The sequence below is a fragment of the Glycomyces sp. NPDC049804 genome (genome assembly GCF_040674615.1).
Classification (GTDB): domain Bacteria; phylum Actinomycetota; class Actinomycetes; order Mycobacteriales; family Micromonosporaceae; genus Glycomyces; species Glycomyces niveus.
In genome coordinates this window covers 118,896-135,870 of record NZ_JBFAMQ010000011.1, presented here as the reverse complement: position 1 = coordinate 135,870, position 16,975 = coordinate 118,896, and the positions used below count along the sequence as shown (strand labels likewise).

The window sequence follows — 16,975 nt, the reverse complement described above, 5'->3', positions numbered from 1 at the left end:
GACGGACTCAGGGTCCGCCGGTAATACTGGTGTCATCCCTTTGTAAAAGGTAGGTTGCTGTATAGCCTCCCCCACGGCACGGAGGAAGGAAGGGGACCGCGATGCCCGCTGCGATACCGGCACCAGAGCGGCTGCGCGTCCCCCACCAGTCCGGGGCCGCCAGCCAGGTCCGCCGGTGGCTGCGCGAGTCCCTCCCTGACCTTCCCGACGAGGTCCGCGACGACCTCCTTGTCTGCGCGACCGAACTCGTCTCCAACGCCGTGCGGCACGCCCGGCCCCTCACCGGCGGCGACGTGGTCGTCAGCTACGAGCTCGGTCCGGCTGATGTCGAGGTCCGCGTGATCGACGGCGGCTCGCGCACCCACCCGCACGTGTGCGCGGTCAACCTCGACTCGGCGCACGGGCGCGGCATGTTCATCGTGTCCAAGCTGTCCACCGACTGGGGCGCTCGCTCCCTCGGCGACGGCACCCAGGAAGTCTGGGCCCGCGTCCCCGTCCGGTGAGGGCGAACGGGCCGCCCGGCGGCCCTGAACCGTCCTACCTCTCAGCGGCCCTCACTTGGCGGCTCGATGGCTTCGCCGAAAGCATCCGGGACCTGAATCGTCCTACCCCGCAGCGGCCCTCACATTGACGGCTCGCAAGCGTCGCCGAAAGCATCCGGGACCTGGCGCGCTGAAACCTCCGGCCTCCGATACCGTGCCCCGCGGGTCTTGTCGTACCCGCAAGGCACCCTTGTGATCGGGGGCGTCGCGGCGCGCCACTCCCGGCCGCGGGGCGCGGCGGCCGCCCCGGCCCGCTCGCCCTGTCCCCGTACGCTGTGCGGGTGTCCAACCGTCCGCTCATCATCGACCTCGCCTTCTACGGCGTGGCCGCGCTCTTCGCGGGCGCCACCGCGCTGTGGACCACCCTCGACTCGCACGCCCAGTGGGGCGCGGTCGCCTTCGGCGGCTACCTCCCGGCCGCGATCTGCGCCGCGATCCTCCTCGCCCAGCCCGGACCCGTCTGGCGCCGCCGCGCCTTCATCGCCGCCGGCGCCGCCCTCGCCGTGACCGCGGTCCCCATGGTGCTCATGGCGATCGAGCGCGCCGCCGGCACCGGCGGCCGCGCCCAGGAAGAGGTCCTCGTCGTCGAGGCCTCCGGCGCGCGCCTCCTCGACACCGGGAGCCCCTACCTGCACGCCGACGCGATCGCCGCGCTCCCCGAACCCCTCCTCGGCTACAACCCGTACCAGCCCGGCATGGCCGTCTTCGGCGTCCCCGCCGCGGTCTTCGGCGAGCACTGGTGGACCGACGCCCGCATCTACTTCCTCCTCGCCGCCGCCGCCTGCGCGGTCGCCGCCGTCCGGCTCCTGCGCGGCGGCCCCGGCAGCGCCCTCAACCCGACCGGCGCGGGCAAGGGGCCGCTGCTGCGCGCCGTCCAGGCCATGTTCGTGTTCCCGGTGTGCGCCTTGACGTTCGCGACCGGCGGCGACGACATGCCCGTGGTCGCCCTCATGGCCCTCGCGCTCGCCTTCGCCCACCGCGAGCGCTCCTTCGCCGCGGGTCTCGCCATCGGTGCGGCCGCCGCCCTCAAGCTCTTCGCGTGGCCCGCCGCCGTCGTGATCGCGTTCCTGCTGTGGCGCAACGGCGGCCTTCAGCCTCGGCGAAGCCCGCAAACCGCGAATGCGCGCGGCTACCTCGCGGGCTTCGCCGTCCCCGTCGCCGCGACGATGCTCCCGGTCCTGGCCGTGGACGCCCGCGGGTTCTTCGACAACGTGATCGCGTTCGGCCTCGGCCACGGCGTGGTCACCTCGCCCGCCCAGTCCCCGCTGCCCGGATTCCTTATCGCCCGGCATGTTCCGGCCGGCGACCTCATCGCCCCGGCGCTGCTCGGCCTCGCCGCGCTCGTGATCGCCGGGCTGCTGTGGACGCGCCCGCCCGCGACGGCCGCCACGGCGGCCCTGTGGTGCGCGGCCGGGCTCTCGGCGGCGTTCCTGCTCATGCCGTCCACGCGTTTCGGGTACCTCCTGTACCCCGTGGTCCTGCTCGGCTGGTGGCTGCCGCTGCGCGACGCCGTGGCGGGCACCGTCACCGGCACGCTCTTCCAGGGACTCGCCCAGGAGGACGAGGCGGTGGACGACCTCGAGAAGGAGACCGGCCTCGGCCCGTCCCTGGCCGTCGAATGGTGGCGCTGAGGGCCCCTCGCGAGCGGAACCGCCAGGGCCGCAAGCGACGTGTACGGTGAGCGACATGCAACTCACCTGCCCCAAGTGCGCTGCCCTCATGCGCCAGTACGAGCGAAACGGCATCGTCGTCGACCAGTGCTCGGCCTGCCGCGCGGTGCTGCTCGACCGCGGCGAGCTCGAGCACCTCATCGACACCGAGAAGTGGGTCAACGGCGTCCAGCAGGACGGCGCCGCGACGACGCCGATGCCGCAGTACGCGAACGGCGAGACCCCGCAGGTGCGCGAACGCCGCACCCTCCTGCAGATCCTCTTCGGCGACTGAGGGCCCGTCCGCCATCCCGGAGGACCGCCGATGGACGCCTCGACGCGCGCCGGTACGCGCCGCGGCCCCCTCGCAGGTGACCGGTCCGGCTCGACGATGCACGGAACGGCAGGCTTAGCGCTGGTCCTTGAGGTCGCGGTCGGCATGCCAGCTGCGTCCGCAGTCGACGCACGTCCAGCTGTGGTCCCAGACCCGCTTCTCCTTGCGGTAGCGCTTCTGCGCCGCCTGGAAGCGCTGCCGGGCGCTGCGATAGCGCTGCTGCTCCCGCCGGAATCGCTGCTCGTCGGCCTCCACCAGGCGGCGGTGCTTCGCCTGCCGCCGTTCGAAGTTCTCCAGGAGGTTCGCGAGCTTCCGCTGCTGCGCCTGGGCCTGCGCGTCGAGTGCGGTGTACCGGGACCGGTAGACCGCGAAGCCGACACCCAGCCACACGACCACGACGAGCGCGATCGGGACCGGCAGGCGCGGTCCGATGAAGACGGTGCCGCCGGGCACCTGCGGCAGCCACGCGAACAGGTCGAAGGTGCCGAACAGGCCGTAGATGACCCCCACCGGGAGGCCCCAGGCGGCGCCGCTGACGACGCCCCACCACACCGCGGCCGCGCGAGCCCGGACCGGGACGACCGCGAGCCGTTCGAGCTCGGCCGCCCGTTGCGGCCTGCTGGGCGGCGTCCGCTCGACGGGCGGCTTCGGTTCGGTCTCGGCCAGCCGCGGCCGCGGCGGCGGCGCCACGGACTTCCCGAGGTTGTTGAGCGGCCTGCCGTGCAGCGAGTGTTCGCGCCATACGAGTTCGGTCTTCTTCAGCGAACCGCCGCAGCCGGGCGGGTTCGCGCCCTTCGGGCAGGTCCGGCCGCCGGAACCGAGGTTGTAGTACTCGTACCGGGTGATCTCGAAGTGCTGCTCATCGGCGTTGAACTGGTCGCCGGTGCCGAGGTTGTAGTTGCCCTGCTCGAACTCGCTCATCCGAGCCCGTTGAGGTCGCTCACGATCTTGGTGATGGACGCGACCAGGCTCGTCGCGCCGCCGGCGGCCTTCGCGGCGGATTCCAGGAAGCCGCCGACCCGGTCGAGCCGGCCCGAGGCGGCCGCCTCCCTGGCCGCCTCCAACTCGACTGCGACAGGCAGCGCGATCCGATCGCTGTAGGCACCGGAGCGCAGCTCGTCGAGCAGCTGCACGATGAGCGCTTCGGCGCGGGCGGCGCCGCCGTCGGCGTTGTAGACGATCCGCTGCTCTCTGGCGTTGAACTGCGGACCTGCGCCCGTGTTGATGTTGACCTGCTCGGGGTGCACCGGCTCCTCCAGGGGTGATGCAGTGACCGGTCCAATGTAGCAATGTCGCGCTCTGTCAGGGGTTCCGGACGATCGGGCGGCTGCGGGCGCCCGCCGTGCGGCGCTGCCGCGCCCTGACGCGCAGGGTGCGTCCTAGACCGCCATGTCGACGAAGCGCGAGAGGTGCAGCTGGGCCGCGACGGTGATGGTGTCCGTCGCGCCGTTGCGGTGCTTGGCGACGATGAAGTCGGCCTCGCCCGCGCGCGGGGACTCCTTGTCGTAGTAGTCCTCGCGGTGGAGCAGGATGACCACGTCGGCGTCCTGCTCCAAGCTGTTGTGCGCGATGACGCCGTTGGCGATGAAGTTGTGTACACCGAGGACCGTGGCGTCATAGACGTCCTGTTCGCCAACTGACTCGATGGCGACGACCTCATCCCAGAACATGTCGTTCGTGGCCATGAGCTCAAGGCCCTCATCCTGCAGGACCTCGGCGGCCCTCGCAAGGCGCTCGCGGCTCACCGACTTCTGCCACATGGCGTTTCCGCAGAACTGCACCTCCATTTGCTCGGCGAACTTTCGATGCGAGATCCCCTGATCCGAGAGGATGGACCGGACTCGGTTCCACACTTCCTTCGGAACCGTGTCGACGTTGGTGTTCGCCTTGACGCCGCTCAGAATCGACTTCAGCAGTTCGCCGGACCGGCCTCGACCGCCGTGAGACCCGATCTCCCGTAGGAATCGCAGCTGGTTGTCGCGCCCGGAGACGTGCAGCGAGTACTGGGGCCGGTGCTCGGCTTTCTGCGTGACCCGCAGACGCCCTTGCACTCCGAACCGCTGCAGGAGCGTGCCGACGTCCTGAGTCAATTGCAGGCTCGTCGACGAGTAGTAGATGGTGCCGCTCTTTCCGTCCTTCTTCATGGTGATACTGCCGTCAGTTGCCCATAGGTGTCGCAGGAACATCGCGACCTGATCGTCGGGTAGGGAAAAGACGGGGGCGGGTATGAACTTCTCGTGAGAGCGCTTATCGAACAACCCGAGGGAGTCCAGCCATTGGGCGATCGGGTTGCGCTTGCCGCGGGCGAGTTTCTGCGAAGACGGCAGCCGCAGTGTCGTGACCCGGGCGGCAGGGTGGTCGTCGCGGACCGCGGTAACGCCGAAGTGCGATGCCGCCCTGGCGACCGCTTCGAGGTTGTCCGGGTCGACGCTCGCGTAGCGGATGGGTTGGCGGGCCACCATCGAGCCGTCACCGATCATGTGGGCGAGAAGGATGACTTCGGCGTCATGCCAGGAGGTGGCTTTCAGCGGTTCGGGGATGATCCGCGGAGTGGCAATCCGGGCACCGACTTCCAACTCCCCGAGCTCGCGCCAGCCATCCACTGTCAGGAAGCGGTGGTTCGCGGTCGCCTCGACCTCCTTCCCCGAGGCCAGCCGCATCTTGAAGACCTCCTTGCGACCGCTCGGGAACGCGTGGGTAAGGGTGTGCGGTGCGATTCGCAGCCGCTCATCCGCCGCCCATACGGGCACGTCCTTCGCGTCCGAGGCCATCAGCTCGCCGATTGTGACCTCGGCGCCGGTGTCGGCGCGCAGCAGGCGAGTCGAGGCTGGGACGCATCCCGATTCGCGCAGGTCGGAGAGCTGCGGGCGCTTGTCGGTGCGCTGCTCGGGGCCGCGGTTGAGCTGCGCGACCGCGATCACCGGGCACTGCACCTCCTTGGCCAGGAGCTTGAGGCCACGGGAGATCTCCGAGACCTCCTGCTGCCGCGACTCGGTCTTCTTCGGCGAGGTCATGAGCTGCAGGTAGTCGACGACGATGAGCTTGAGGTCGTGGCGCTGCTTGAGCCGCCGGGCCTTGGCCCGGATCTCCATCATGGTCATCGACGCGGTGTCGTCGACGAACAGCGGCGCCTCGGAGATGTCGCCCATGCGCTTGGCCAGGCGCGTCCAGTCGTCGTCCGAGAGGTCGCCCGAGCGCAGGACGTGCATCGGCACCCGCGTCTCGGCGCTCAAGAGCCGCATCACGATCTCGAGCTTGCTCATTTCGAGGCTGAACAGGGCCGCGGCGTGCCGGTGGTGCAGCGAGGCGTGCCGCATGAAGTCCATGGCCGCGGTGGACTTGCCCGCGCCGGGGCGCCCGGCGACGATGATGAGCTGCCCGGCCTGCAGGCCCGAGAGGAGCCGGTCGAGGTCGGCGAAGCCGGTGGGGATGCCGGTCATGAGGCCCTGGCTCGCGCCGATCGCCTCGATCTCGTCCATCGCGGGCTGGAGCAGGTCGGAGAGGACCGCGAAGTCCTCGCTCTGGCGGTTGTCGGTGACCTCGTAGACGGCCTGCTGGGCGAGGTCGACGAGGTCGTCGATGTCGCGCCCGCCCTGGCCGCCGCCGTACCCGTACTGGACGACCTTGGTGCCGGCCTCGATGAGGCGGCGCAGGATCGCTTTCTCCTTGACGATCTTGGCGTAGTACCCGGCGTTCGCGGCGGTGGGCACGGCGTTGAGGAGGTCGTGGAGGTACGGGCCGCCGCCGATCTTGGCGAGGTCGCCGGAGTCGGCGAGGGCCGCGGCGATGGTGACGGCGTCGGCGGGCTCGCCGTTGCCGAACTTCTCGATGATCGCGTCGAAGACCATGCCGTGCTTGGGCTGGTAGAAGTCGCCCGGGCCGAGCACTTCGATGACGTCGGCGATCGCGTCCTTGCTCATGAGCATGCCGCCGAGGACGGACATCTCGGCCTGGTGGTCCTGGGGAGGGGTGCGCTCGTAGGTGCGGGCGCCGCCGCCCCCGCCTCCGCCGCCGCCGTCCGCGAAGGGGTCCTCGGGCGGGGTGTCGAAATAGGAGTTGCTGCGGGAGCCGTTGGCGCCGTTCACCCTCGAGTAGACGCCTTCCGCCGACACGTCGGTCATGCCGTCCACCCCCTCGGTCACCGTGCGTTCATGGAGAATGTACCGCCTGGATACGACAGATCGGCGGCGTCAACGACGCTATGTCGCGCCGGGCACGGTTGCAAACGGGCCTGTGGACAACCCTGTGGACAAGGCTGTGGATAACCTGTGGATAACCGGGTCCGGCCTGTGGACAACCTGTGGACAGTGACGCGAACGCGGCTCGAATTGCCGTGTTCACCTGTGGCGACGCCGTCCACCGCCTGTGGATGGAGATTCGTTCGTGCCAACTTGCGGCTAAGGTGAGGGGCGACCCCGGCACGGATCAGAGGAGCGAGACCCCATGAACGCCCCCCGGCAACCCGAGCGCAGGCCCCGGCTCGACCCCGAAGGCGACGACCGCCCGGGGGAGCGGGCGTTCACGCCGACGCTGCTCGTGACGCTCGCCTGGTACGCGGTGCCGATGTTCGTCTATCTGGCGTGGGTGGTCTCGCAGCCGGCGGTGGACGCGACGTGCGCGGAGCGCGGCTGCACGGTGGCCGGGCGGCTCTCGGCGGCGATCGCGGGCGGCTGGGCGTGGACGCTCTCGGCGTTCACGGCGAGCCTCCTCGTGGCGGTCCTGCTGCGGCTGCCGCGGGCGGGCTGGCGCGCCGGCGTCGCCGGCTCGGCGGCCGCGATCCTCGGCGCGGGGCTCGTGACGGTGGTGCTGCGGACGGCCGGCTGGGTGATCTGACGGTGTACACACCGTGACCTGCGGATTCGACCGCTGCCGCGCGGGCGTACGGGAGGCCCCGGGTACCCGCCCAGTCCCACCTTCACCACTACCAGTGAAAAAGGACAGCGTCCCACAGGGGTACGACAAAGGCCCGCGTTCGAACCGAACGCGGGCCTTTCTCGGGTTCGCTGGTGCGACCCTACTTCTTGCGGCGCTTGGCCGGGGTCACCTGAAGCTTGAACTTCGCGGTCACCTCCGGGTGCAGCTTGACGGCGACGTCGTAGGTGCCGACCGACTTGATGGCGGCGGGCAGCTCGACGCGGCGGCGGTCGATCTTCGGACCCCCGGCCTCGTCGACGGCCTTGACCACGTCGACCGCGGTGATGGAGCCGAAGAGGCGGTCCCCGTCACCGGTGCGGGCGACGATGTGGGCGTCCGTCTTCTTCAGCTGCTCGGCCACGGTGCGGGCCTGGTCGAGGTCGTGGATCTGGCGGGCCGCACGGGCGCGCTGGATCGCGTCGACTTCCTTCTGACCGCCCTTGGTCCAGGCGATCGCCAGGCCCTGCGGCAGGAGGTAGTTGCGGCCGTAGCCGTTCTTCACCTCGACCACATCGCCGGCCGAGCCGAGGTTGGGCACCTCATGAGTCAGGATGATCTTCATGTTGCGCTCCTTCCTTAGCGGGTCTGGCTGGTGTACGGGAGCAGGGCCATTTCGCGGGCGTTCTTGACGGCCGCGGCGATCTGGCGCTGCTGCTGGGTGGTCACGCCGGTCACTCGGCGGGCACGGATCTTGCCGCGGTCGGAGATGAACTTCCGCAGCAGCGCCGTGTCCTTGTAGTCGACGTACTCGATACCCTCTTTTTCAAGCGGGTTCGGCTTCTTCTTCGGCTTCCGCAGGGGAGCCGATTTCGGGTTGGCCATGTGTTGTCTTGCCTCTTACTCGAGATCGTTCCGGGCCGCCGCGGAGCGGCGGGCGCCGGTTAGAACGGCGGGTCCTCGTCGAAGCCTCCACCGCCGGCGGAAGCGCCAGCGGGGGCGGCCGAGGCCCAAGGGTCGTCAGGTGCAGAACCGGAGTTGCCGCCGCCCCCGAAGGAGCGACCGCCGCCGCCGGAACCGCCGCCGGACTTGTTCAGCTTCGCGGTGGAAAAACGCAGCGCGGGACCGACTTCCTCGACGTCCAGCTCGTACACAGTGCGCTTCTCGCCCTCGCGGGTCTCGTAGCTGCGCTGCTTGAGCCTGCCCTGCACGATCACGCGGGTACCGCGCGACAGGGACTCGGCGACGTTCTCGGCGTACTGGCGCCACACACTGCAGGTGAGGAACAGGGCCTCACCGTCTTTCCACGCGTTCGACTCGCGGTCGAACGTGCGCGGGGTCGATGCGATACGGAACTTCGCGACGGCGGCACCGGACGGCGTGTAACGCAGTTCGGGGTCGTCGACGAGGTTGCCGATAACCGTGATGACTGTCTCTCCTGCCATGACCTCTTCTCCCTAAGGTCTCGCAGTTGCAAGGTCGGGTTACCGAAGCTCCGGTCGCAGCACCTTGGTCCGCAGCACCGACTCGTTGAGCCGCAGCTGACGGTCCATCTCAGCGACGGGACCGGGCTCGGACTGCAGGTCGATGACGGCGTAGACGCCCTCGTTGCTCTTGTTGATCTCGTAGGCGAGACGGCGCCGGCCCCAGACGTCGATCTTGTCGACGGTCCCTCCGGCGTCCTTGACGCCCTTCAGGAACTTGTCCAGCGTCGGGCTGACCTGGGCCTCCTCGATGTTCGGTTCGAGGATCACCATGAGTTCATAGTGCCGCAAGATCGCTCCACCCCCTTTGGTCTCAACGGCTGCGGTCTCTCCGCAGCAGGAGGATTCACTTGCGCGTGCCGCGCCGTCCCGAGGTCGGGCCGGTGCGGACAACCGGGCAATCGTACCTGCTTGCAGGCGGTGCGCCAGCGTCGCGCCGCCTGGGTGTGACGCTACCGGCCGGGTACGACATTCGGAGCGCGACATCCGAGTCCGCGGTGTTCGAACGACAGGCGCGGACTGAGCTTCGCCTCACACACGATCCGCGCACCGTGCGCGCTAAGTTGGAACGCGTGACATCGGAGTTCCGCTACACCGACCTGCTTCCCGTCGGCCCCGACACCACCGAGTACCGCCTGCTCACCAAGGACGGGGTGAACACGGTCGAAGCCGCCGGGCGGCGGTTCCTCACCGTGGAGCCCGAGGCCCTGGCACAGCTGGCGACCGAGGCCGTCAAGGACATCTCCCACTACCTGCGCCCCGCGCACCTCTCCCAGCTCCGCTCGATCCTCGACGACCCCGAGGCCAGCGGCAACGACCGGTTCGTGGCGATGGACCTGCTCAAGAACGCGAACATCGCCTCCGGCGAGATCCTGCCGATGTGCCAGGACACGGGCACCGCGATCGTCATGGGCAAGCGCGGCCGGCATGTGCTGACCGACGGCCGCGACACCGAGCACCTCTCGCGCGGCGTCTGGCAGGCCTACCGCGACCTCAACCTGCGGTACAGCCAGATGGCGCCGCTGACGATGTGGGACGAGAAGAACACCGGCTCGAACCTGCCCGCGCAGATCGAGCTGTACGCCGAGGGCGACGACGCGTACAAGTTCCTGTTCATGGCCAAGGGCGGCGGCTCCGCGAACAAGTCCTTCCTCTACCAGGAGACGAAGGCCATCCTCAACCCCGACGCGATGCTGCGCTTCCTCGAGGAGAAGCTGCGCGGGCTCGGCACCTCCGCGTGCCCGCCGTACCACCTGGCGATCGTCATCGGCGGCACCAGCGCCGAGTACGCGCTCAAGACCGCGAAGTACGCCTCCGCGAAGTACCTCGACACGATGCCCGCCGAGGGCTCCCCGCTCGGGCACGGCTTCCGCGACGTCGAGCTCGAGCAGCAGGTCCTGGAGCTGACGCGCCAGTTCGGGATCGGCGCCCAGTTCGGCGGCAAGTACTTCTGCCACGACGTGCGGGTCATCCGCCTGCCGCGCCACGGCGCGTCCCTGCCCGTGGCGATCGCCGTGTCGTGCTCGGCGGACCGCCAGGCCACGGCCAAGATCACCGCCGAGGGCGTGTTCCTCGAGCAGCTCGAGACCGACCCGAGCCGGTACGTCCCGGACGTCGAGGAGGACGACCTCGACGAGGACGTGGTGCGCGTCGACCTCAACCGGCCGATGGCGGAGATCCGCGAGGAGCTCTCGAAGTACCCGGTGAAGACCCGCGTCTCCCTCACGGGCACGCTCGTGGTCGCCCGGGACATCGCGCACGCGAAGATCAAGGAGCGCCTGGACGCGGGCGAGCCGATGCCGCAGTACCTGCGCGACCACGCGGTCTACTACGCGGGCCCGGCCAAGACCCCCGAGGGGTACGCGTCGGGTTCGTTCGGCCCGACCACGGCCGGGCGCATGGACACCTACGTCGAGCAGTTCCAGGCGGCGGGCGGCTCGTTCGTCATGCTCGCCAAGGGCAACCGCTCCGATCAGGTGACGAACGCGTGCAAGGCGCACGGCGGCTTCTACCTCGGCTCGATCGGCGGCCCGGCCGCGAAGCTCGCCCAGGACAACATCAAGTCGATGGAGGTCCTGGAGTACCCGGAGCTGGGCATGGAGGCGGTCTGGAAGATCGAGGTCGAGGACTTCCCGGCGTTCATCGTGGTGGACGACAAGGGCAACGACTTCTACGCCGAGACCCGCAAGCCCGTGCTCACGGTGGGCCGCAAACCCGGACTGACGCTCGCTTAGCGACCGTCCGCGCCGCCCGGCGGCGGCGCGGACGGCGTAGACTCAAAGGTTCAGCGCGGCGGCTTCTCTGCCGCCGCCGGTCCCTTGAGGAGCAGTGAGGCCGATGGCCCCTCTACCCCCTGTGGACCCGCGGATCCTCAGAACGCACGCCGGCAACCTGGAGCTGCTCGGCTACCGCATCGAATCGGTGGGGTACTTGAGCGCCGAGGCGGCCCTGCGGACCGGCGTGTTCGGCGACCTGTGCGCCTCGATGGCCTCGCTCATCGAAGACCGGCACCGGGACCAGGATCAGTTGACCAGGCGCTTCCCCCGGAAATTCGATGTCGCGACGCGCAAGCTCCACCGCATGGCGGACGGCAAGCGGAACGGCAACCGGGACCGCCGCGCCGACTACTGGGCGCCCGCCGGCCGCGGCGAGCGCCGCAAGGACACTGAGGACCGCGCCCGGTCGCGACCCGGCCGGGCCGTCGACGGCGAGGCGCTGGTAGCGAAGTTCCGGGAGCGGACTTGGATCGACGACCGGCTCGCGCGCCGCGCCGCCGCCCCGAGTCCGGCCGCCCCCGTGCCGCACCGAAGCGACGCGAACCCGGCGGCGCCGCTGGCGGGCCCGCTCCGGTCCCTCATCGACCGCATGGAGGTCGACCGCGAGGCCGCTGCCGCCGCCGCACGGCGCTGGGCGCTCATCGCGGCCGAACTGCGGGAGATCGCCGCCGACCTCGATTGGAGCCTCGAAGCCGACCTCAAGGGGTGGAGCGGACCCGACCGAACCGCCTACCAGGAGCTGATGGCGCACAACGTCACCGGGATCGCGGCGGTCGCCGCGACCGCCGCGATGCTGGGCCACGCGGTCGAGGGCGTCGCGGGCGCGGTGCGATCGACGCGCGAAGCGGTCTCCGGTCTCGCCGACCGGCTGACGGCCGTCGGCCTCGAAGCCGTCCCGTGGACCGTGCAGCGGGTCCTCGGCCTGTACCGGGCCGCATTCGGGATCTGGGCGCTCGTCCTCGGGTACCTGCAGGCATTGGCGCGGAGCATGGCGCATCTGCGGGCCATGCTGGGCGTCCGGCAACCGGGAGCACGTGTCGCGTAGGGGCCGAGAGGTCCACGCCGCGCCGCCCTCCCCCGGGAGTCCGCGATGACCGGTCCGCGGTCCCGCGCCGAAACGCGTGGACCGACTCGACCGGCCTGCGAGGGACCTCGGCAATGGCGGCGATCGAGCAGGTCGGATATGCACTTGTTCGGTGGCGTGCGGCTAGGCGGCCCCTCGGCGGCGCTCGCGGGCGGGCCGGTCGGCGGGGCGGCGTTCGCGCCGGCCCCGGGCCAGTTCGGTCTCGAGGGCGTCGAGAGGGCCGGCGAAGCCGTCCGCGAACCGCTCGAGCCAGAGCCGGACGGCCGCGAGGCCGTCGTCGTCCACGCCGTACCAGCGTCGGGCGCCCTCGGCGCGCACGGTCACGAGCCCGGCCTCGCGCAGGACCTTGAGGTGCTGCGAGACCGCGGGCTGCGAGATGCCGAAGTGCTCGCCGAGGGCGGCGGCGACCGCGCCGGCCGGGCGTTCGCCTTCGGCGAGGAGTTCCATGATGCGGCGGCGCATCGGGTCGCCGAGGGCGTCGAAGGCGCCCTCGGCCGCGCCCGCGGTCACGGCTGTTCCGGCGGGACCGTGTAGAACGCGACGACCGCGTCCACGGCAGCCTTCGCCGCCTCCGGGTCGTCGCCGTCGGCGATCGCGGCCGCGCCCCACGCGTCGCCGAGGACGCGCGCGTAGGCGGCGCCTTCGGGGCCGGTCATCCACTGCTCCCACTCGTCGGGGTCGAGCGAGCCGGTGGTCTCGACGTAGTGGCCGAAGCTGTGCAGGAGCCCGTCCCATCCGATGCCGACCGCGCCGGGCCCGTACTGGGTCCACAGGTCCGGGTCGACGGGCGCCTCGTGGACGAGTTCGAGCACCGTCTGCCCGCCGTCTTCGCTGAGGCGCACCTCGAGCCAGGAGACGTTGCCGCCGAACTCCCAGGTCACGGCCAGCAGTTCGGGCTTGTCGCAGCGTTCGACCACGCCGCCGGCCTGGGCTTCGAACTGGTAGCGCCCGCCCACTTCGAGGTCGCCGCTGACCGGCTGGAACCAGCGCGGGATGCGGTCGCGGTTCGTGAGCGCGTCCCACACGTCGGCGCGCTCGGCGCGGTACGAGCGCCGCGCGGTGAGGACTTTGGTGGCGGCGCCGTCGCGTTCGCCGGTGCGGATCTCGCGCGCCACCATGCCGGCGGTCGCGATCGGGTCGTACGGGTCGGTCATGGCCCCTCCTGATATAAGTTGTAACTTATATTAGGAGGGTGCGGCCGCCACGTCCAGGAAACCCGGAATCAGTGCTCGACGTAGCTCAACAGGTCCTGCCGGGTGAGCACGCCGACCGGCTTGCCCTCCGCGAACACCATGAGCGCGTCCCGGTCGTGCAGGGCCGCGACGGCCCGCTCGACCTGCTCGCCCGAGCCGATCGTCGGCAGCGGCTCGCCGATGTGCCGCTCGAGCGGGTCGTGCAGCGTCGCCCGCCCCGAGAACAAGGCGTCCATCAGGTCCCGCTCGGCCACCGCCCCGGCCACCTCGCCGCTCGTCACCGGCGGCTCCGCCTTGAGCACCGGCATCTGGCTGACCCCGTACTGGCGCATGATGTCGATCGCCTCGCGTACCGTGTCCTGCGGGTGCACGTGGACGAGCTCGGGGATCTCCCCGCCCTTGCTCGCCAGCACCTCGCCCACGGTCGTCTCGCCCGAGCCGCCCATGAACCCGTACTCGGTCATCCACGCGTCGTTGAAGATCTTCGAGAGGTAGCCGCGCCCGCCGTCGGGCAGGATCACCACGACCACGTCGCCGGCGGCGGCCTCGCGGGCCACCTCGAGCGCCCCGACCACGGCCATCCCCGCCGAGCCGCCCACGAGCAGCCCCTCCTCGCGCGCGAGCCGCCGCGTCATCGCGAACGACTCCGCGTCGGTGACCTCCACGATCCGGTCGGCCAGCTCCCGGTCGTAGTTCTCCGGCCAGAAGTCCTCGCCCACGCCCTCGACGAGGTACGGCCGCCCGGTGCCGCCCGAGTACACCGACCCCTCCGGGTCGGCGCCGATGACCTGCACCTTCCCACCCGAGACCTCCTTGAGGTACTTGCCGATCCCGGTGATGGTGCCGCCGGTGCCGACGCCCGCGACGAGGTGCGTGATCTTCCCGTCCGTCTGCTTCCACAGCTCGGGCCCGGTCTGGTGGTAGTGCGAGGCCGGGTTCGCCGGGTTCGAGTACTGGTCGGGCTTCCACGCGCCCTCGATCTCGTGGATGAGCCGGTCCGACACCTTGTAGTAGGAGCGCGGATCCTCCGGGTCGACCGCGGTCGGGCACACGACGACCTCCGCGCCGTACGCCTTGAGGACGTTCCGCTTGTCCTCCGAGACCTTGTCCGGGCACACGAACACGCAGTGGTAGCCGCGCTGCTGCGCCACCATCGCCAGGCCCACGCCGGTGTTCCCGCTGGTCGGCTCCACGATCGTGCCGCCCGGCTCGAGCGCCCCCGAGGCCTCGGCCTCGTCGATCATGCGCTGGGCGATGCGGTCCTTGATGGACCCGCCGGGGTTGAGGTATTCGACCTTCGCGAGGACCGTGGCCTTGATGCCCTCGGTGACCGAGTTCAGCCGCACCAGCGGGGTGTTGCCGATGAGGTCGAGGACCGATTCGTAGTACTGCATGCTCACAGCCTAGGCCCGGTGCGTGTGCGACCGGGACAGCGCGGTGACCATGTCGCACAGCGTCGCCGCGCGCCCCGTCCCGCCTCGTGGATACGATCGGCGGTGGGACCGCCCCCGCCGCACCGCTCGGCGACAATCGGGGCGCACACCTCTTACGCAACGTAGGGAGACACAGGCATGAGCACCGCTGACATCGGCGTGGTCGGGCTGGCCGTCATGGGCTCCAACCTCGCCCGGAACTTCGCCCGGCACGGCTTCACCGTCGCCGTCTACAACCGCACGCACGCCAAGACCACCGAGCTGATCGAGGCCCACGGCGATGAAGGCGACTTCGTCCCCTCCGAAGCGCTCGAAGACTTCGTGGCCTCCCTCAAGCGCCCCCGCAAGGCCATGATCATGGTCCAGGCCGGGAACGCCACCGACGCCGTCATCGACCAGCTCGCCGCCCTCATGGAACCCGGCGACATGATCATCGACGGCGGCAACGCCCACTTCGAGAACACCCGCCGCCGCGAGGCCGCCCTCCGCGACAAGGGCCTCCACTTCGTCGGCACCGGCGTCTCCGGCGGCGAAGAGGGCGCGCTCCTCGGCCCGGCGATCATGCCGGGCGGCTCCGCCGAGTCCTACGAGTCCCTCGGCCCGATCCTCGAGGCCATCAGCGCCAAGGCCCCCGACGGCACCCCGTGCTGCACCCGCCTCGGCCCCGACGGCGCCGGGCACTTCGTCAAGATGGTGCACAACGGCATCGAGTACTCCGACATGCAGCTCATCGGCGAAGCCTACGACCTGCTGCGCCGCGGCGTCGGCATCGAGCCGGCCGACCTCGCCAAGATCTTCTCCGAGTGGAACGCCGGCGAACTCGACTCCTACCTGATCGAGGTCACCGCCGAGGTCCTCGGCCACACCGACGCCGCCACCGGCAAGCCCCTCGTCGACGTCATCGTCGACCAGGCCGGCCAGAAGGGCACGGGCCGCTGGACCGTGCAGAACGCCCTCGACCTGGGCGTCCCGGTCACGGGCATCGCCGAGGCCACCTTCGCGCGCGCCCTCTCCAGCGGCACGAAGCAGCGCGAAGGCGCCGTCGACCTCCTCACCGGCCCGACCGCGAAGGTGGACTTCCCCGCCGACTTCGTCGAGGACGTCCGCCAGGCCCTCTACGCCTCCAAGATCGTCGCGTACGCGCAGGGCTTCGACCAGATCGCGGCCGCGAGCGCCGAATACGACTGGGGCATCGACCTCGGCTCGTGCTCGGCCCTGTGGCGCGCGGGCTGCATCATCCGCGCCCGCTTCCTCGACCGCATCACCGAGGCGTGGCGCTCGAACCCGGAGCTGCCGACCCTGCTGGCCGCACCGGAGTTCACGAAGATCGTGACGGACGCGCAGGACGCGTGGCGCCGGGTCGTCTCGACCGCCGCGCTCGCGGGCATCCCCACCCCGGGCTTCTCCTCCGCGCTGGCGTACTACGACGGGCTGCGTTCGCGCCGCCTGCCGGCCGCCCTGATCCAGGGGCAGCGCGACTTCTTCGGCGCGCACACCTACAAGCGGGTCGACCGCGAGGGCACGTTCCACACCGACTGGTCGGGCGACCGCTCGGAGATCGAACTCTAAGCAATGCACGGCGCGGCCCCCGCTCGATCTCGAGCGGGGGCCGCGCCGTTCCGCTACTTGTCCCAGACGGGCCCGTAGGAGCCGCCGAGTTCGACCGGCTCGGCCGGGATGTCGCCGTCGCGCAGGCGCTTGACGAGCGCGACCAGGAGGTGGGGGTCGATCATGCCGTCGGTGGAGCCGCACGCGTCGATCGGCAGCCAGTCGAAGCCGAGGTCCAGTTCGTAGCCCGCGCCGGCGGTCATGCGCGGCGCGAACCGCTCGACGCGGTGGAAGAAGTACCAGTTCTGCTGGACGTACAGGCGCCCGCCGGGGAAGCACACGTAGACGCCGCGGGCGACGGGGCCGATCAGGGCCGCGGGGTCGATGCGCAGGCCGGTCTCCTCGTGGACCTCGCGGAGCGCCGCCGCGGCGGGGTCCTCGCCCTCTTCGACGCCGCCGCCGGGCGTGTACCAGCGGACGACGCCGTCACGGCAGCGGTCGCCGCCCATGTGGAGCACGGTGTCGTCGGGGGCGAGGAGGATGACGCGGGCGGAGGTGCGGTAGTCGCCTTCAGGAATCAC

General features: G+C 70.5%; 17 protein-coding genes and 1 pseudogene. 7 read left to right on the top strand and 11 right to left on the bottom strand.

From position 1 onward, the window contains the following. The first annotated feature begins 101 nt into the window (after positions 1–101). From AB0K52_RS18160 to AB0K52_RS18150, 3 genes and pseudogenes are all read left to right on the top strand, one after another. On the top strand, positions 102–503 hold the full coding sequence (locus AB0K52_RS18160; RefSeq protein ID WP_363533362.1) for an ATP-binding protein: 402 nt from the start codon (positions 102–104) through the stop codon (positions 501–503). A gap of 320 nt (positions 504–823) precedes the next feature. Further along, the gene (locus AB0K52_RS18155) at positions 824–2,173 is read left to right on the top strand and encodes a glycosyltransferase 87 family protein (protein WP_363533359.1); all 1,350 of its coding nucleotides are present in this window, start codon (positions 824–826) and stop codon (positions 2,171–2,173) included. A 55-nt stretch (positions 2,174–2,228) separates the two neighbouring features. Further along, positions 2,229–2,363: pseudogene (locus AB0K52_RS18150) on the top strand (zf-TFIIB domain-containing protein); the annotation flags it as partial. 237 nt (positions 2,364–2,600) lie between these two features. On the opposite strand, the gene AB0K52_RS18145 reads toward AB0K52_RS18150, so the two are convergent. The 3 genes from AB0K52_RS18145 to AB0K52_RS18135 all read right to left on the bottom strand — a co-directional run bounded on the left by AB0K52_RS18145 (position 2,601) and on the right by AB0K52_RS18135 (position 6,667). Continuing rightward, a complete protein-coding gene (locus tag AB0K52_RS18145; RefSeq protein ID WP_363533356.1) occupies positions 2,601–3,446 on the bottom strand; it encodes a hypothetical protein in 846 nt (281 codons plus the stop codon). Continuing rightward, entirely contained in the window at positions 3,443–3,772 is a 330-nt protein-coding gene (locus tag AB0K52_RS18140; RefSeq protein ID WP_363533353.1) for a hypothetical protein, read from the bottom strand. The genes AB0K52_RS18145 and AB0K52_RS18140 overlap by 4 nt, the downstream gene beginning before the upstream one ends. A gap of 132 nt (positions 3,773–3,904) precedes the next feature. Beyond that, on the bottom strand, positions 3,905–6,667 hold the full coding sequence (locus AB0K52_RS18135; protein ID WP_363533350.1) for a replicative DNA helicase: 2,763 nt from the start codon (positions 6,665–6,667) through the stop codon (positions 3,905–3,907). 301 nt (positions 6,668–6,968) lie between these two features. On the opposite strand from AB0K52_RS18135, the gene AB0K52_RS18130 reads away from it, so the two are divergent. After that, entirely contained in the window at positions 6,969–7,358 is a 390-nt protein-coding gene (locus AB0K52_RS18130; protein ID WP_363533348.1) for a hypothetical protein, read from the top strand. Between the two features lie 181 nt (positions 7,359–7,539). On the opposite strand, the gene rplI is transcribed toward AB0K52_RS18130, so the two are convergent. From rplI to rpsF, 4 genes are read right to left on the bottom strand one after another with little or no spacing between them, the layout of a single operon-like run. Then, positions 7,540–8,001 carry a 50S ribosomal protein L9 gene (rplI, locus tag AB0K52_RS18125; RefSeq protein ID WP_208497180.1) on the bottom strand — a complete coding sequence of 154 codons (462 nt, stop codon included), beginning with the start codon at positions 7,999–8,001 and terminating at the stop codon, positions 7,540–7,542. 14 nt (positions 8,002–8,015) lie between these two features. Further along, entirely contained in the window at positions 8,016–8,261 is a 246-nt protein-coding gene (gene rpsR, locus AB0K52_RS18120; protein ID WP_030160643.1) for a 30S ribosomal protein S18, read from the bottom strand. Between the two features lie 59 nt (positions 8,262–8,320). Then, a complete protein-coding gene (locus AB0K52_RS18115; protein ID WP_208497182.1) occupies positions 8,321–8,821 on the bottom strand; it encodes a single-stranded DNA-binding protein in 501 nt (166 codons plus the stop codon). 39 nt (positions 8,822–8,860) lie between these two features. Then, positions 8,861–9,151 carry a 30S ribosomal protein S6 gene (gene rpsF / locus AB0K52_RS18110; RefSeq protein WP_208497184.1) on the bottom strand — a complete coding sequence of 97 codons (291 nt, stop codon included), beginning with the start codon at positions 9,149–9,151 and terminating at the stop codon, positions 8,861–8,863. Positions 9,152–9,432: 281 nt separating this feature from the next. On the opposite strand from rpsF, the gene AB0K52_RS18105 reads away from it, so the two are divergent. Both AB0K52_RS18105 and AB0K52_RS18100 read left to right on the top strand, forming a co-directional pair. Then, positions 9,433–11,094 (top strand): fumarate hydratase, encoded by a 1,662-nt coding sequence (locus AB0K52_RS18105; protein ID WP_363533343.1) that lies wholly within the window; start codon positions 9,433–9,435, stop codon positions 11,092–11,094. Positions 11,095–11,197: 103 nt separating this feature from the next. After that, positions 11,198–12,181, top strand: a complete 984-nt coding sequence (locus AB0K52_RS18100; protein ID WP_363533340.1) for a hypothetical protein — start codon at positions 11,198–11,200, stop codon at positions 12,179–12,181. Positions 12,182–12,343: 162 nt separating this feature from the next. Here AB0K52_RS18100 and AB0K52_RS18095 read toward each other — a convergent pair whose 3' ends face one another. From AB0K52_RS18095 to AB0K52_RS18085, 3 genes are all read right to left on the bottom strand, one after another. Then, complete coding sequence (locus tag AB0K52_RS18095) at positions 12,344–12,730, bottom strand: metalloregulator ArsR/SmtB family transcription factor (RefSeq protein WP_363533337.1); 387 nt, start codon at positions 12,728–12,730, stop codon at positions 12,344–12,346. Beyond that, complete coding sequence (locus tag AB0K52_RS18090; RefSeq protein WP_363533334.1) at positions 12,727–13,374, bottom strand: SRPBCC family protein; 648 nt, start codon at positions 13,372–13,374, stop codon at positions 12,727–12,729. Before AB0K52_RS18090 ends, AB0K52_RS18095 begins: the two co-directional genes overlap by 4 nt. A 68-nt stretch (positions 13,375–13,442) precedes the next feature. Continuing rightward, positions 13,443–14,807, bottom strand: coding sequence for a cystathionine beta-synthase (locus AB0K52_RS18085; RefSeq protein WP_363533331.1), 1,365 nt, complete (start codon positions 14,805–14,807; stop codon positions 13,443–13,445). Positions 14,808–14,984: 177 nt separating this feature from the next. On the opposite strand from AB0K52_RS18085, the gene gndA reads away from it, so the two are divergent. Continuing rightward, complete coding sequence (gene gndA, locus AB0K52_RS18080; protein ID WP_363533328.1) at positions 14,985–16,415, top strand: NADP-dependent phosphogluconate dehydrogenase; 1,431 nt, start codon at positions 14,985–14,987, stop codon at positions 16,413–16,415. Positions 16,416–16,468: 53 nt separating this feature from the next. Here gndA and AB0K52_RS18075 read toward each other — a convergent pair whose 3' ends face one another. Further along, entirely contained in the window at positions 16,469–16,975 is a 507-nt protein-coding gene (locus AB0K52_RS18075; RefSeq protein WP_363533326.1) for an NUDIX domain-containing protein, read from the bottom strand.

Excerpts from the sequence above, each read along its gene's own strand:
- AB0K52_RS18130 (WP_363533348.1), top strand. The coding sequence starts at position 6,969 with ATGAACGCCCCCCGGCAACCCGAGCGCAGGCCCCGGCTCGACCCCGAA.
- AB0K52_RS18085 (WP_363533331.1), bottom strand. The coding sequence starts at position 14,807 with ATGCAGTACTACGAATCGGTCCTCGACCTCATCGGCAACACCCCGCTG.
- AB0K52_RS18160 (WP_363533362.1), top strand. The coding sequence starts at position 102 with ATGCCCGCTGCGATACCGGCACCAGAGCGGCTGCGCGTCCCCCACCAG.
- rpsR (WP_030160643.1), bottom strand. The coding sequence starts at position 8,261 with ATGGCCAACCCGAAATCGGCTCCCCTGCGGAAGCCGAAGAAGAAGCCG.
- AB0K52_RS18145 (WP_363533356.1), bottom strand. The coding sequence starts at position 3,446 with ATGAGCGAGTTCGAGCAGGGCAACTACAACCTCGGCACCGGCGACCAG.
- rplI (WP_208497180.1), bottom strand. The coding sequence starts at position 8,001 with ATGAAGATCATCCTGACTCATGAGGTGCCCAACCTCGGCTCGGCCGGC.
- AB0K52_RS18115 (WP_208497182.1), bottom strand. The coding sequence starts at position 8,821 with ATGGCAGGAGAGACAGTCATCACGGTTATCGGCAACCTCGTCGACGAC.
- AB0K52_RS18100 (WP_363533340.1), top strand. The coding sequence starts at position 11,198 with ATGGCCCCTCTACCCCCTGTGGACCCGCGGATCCTCAGAACGCACGCC.
- gndA (WP_363533328.1), top strand. The coding sequence starts at position 14,985 with ATGAGCACCGCTGACATCGGCGTGGTCGGGCTGGCCGTCATGGGCTCC.
- AB0K52_RS18090 (WP_363533334.1), bottom strand. The coding sequence starts at position 13,374 with ATGACCGACCCGTACGACCCGATCGCGACCGCCGGCATGGTGGCGCGC.